Source organism: Amycolatopsis sp. M39, assembly GCF_001651785.1.
GTDB lineage: Bacteria > Actinomycetota > Actinomycetes > Mycobacteriales > Pseudonocardiaceae > Amycolatopsis > Amycolatopsis rubida.
This window is the reverse complement of sequence record NZ_LWSF01000062.1, coordinates 1-300: the sequence shown is the minus strand read 5'-3', so window position 1 is coordinate 300 and position 300 is coordinate 1. Positions and strand designations below refer to the sequence as shown.

Sequence of the window (300 nt, the reverse complement as noted above, 5' to 3'; positions counted from 1 at the left end):
GCTCCGCCAAGTGGGCTCCGCCTCCCGGCGCGAGCGGCGGGACCGGCGACGGCATCGGCGGACCCGGCGTCAACGGCCTCGGCGGACCCGGTGACGGCATCGGCGGACCCGGTGACACCGGTCCGGGCGCGATCAAGGGCCTGGGCGAGAGCGATCTGCCGAAGCTGCCGGATCCGGTCGGCAACCACGAGCAGGTCCCCGGCGGCGGAACCCCGCCGATGGTCCCGCCAGGCGGCATGGGCGGCGGCAGCGGCCTGAACACGCCGTCGGCGGAACGCCCGGATTCGTCCGGACTGCTCG

General features: G+C 76.3%; 1 pseudogene. It reads left to right on the top strand.

From position 1 onward, the window contains the following. Positions 1 to 300, top strand: a pseudogene (locus tag A4R44_RS49830) (hypothetical protein); the annotation flags it as partial.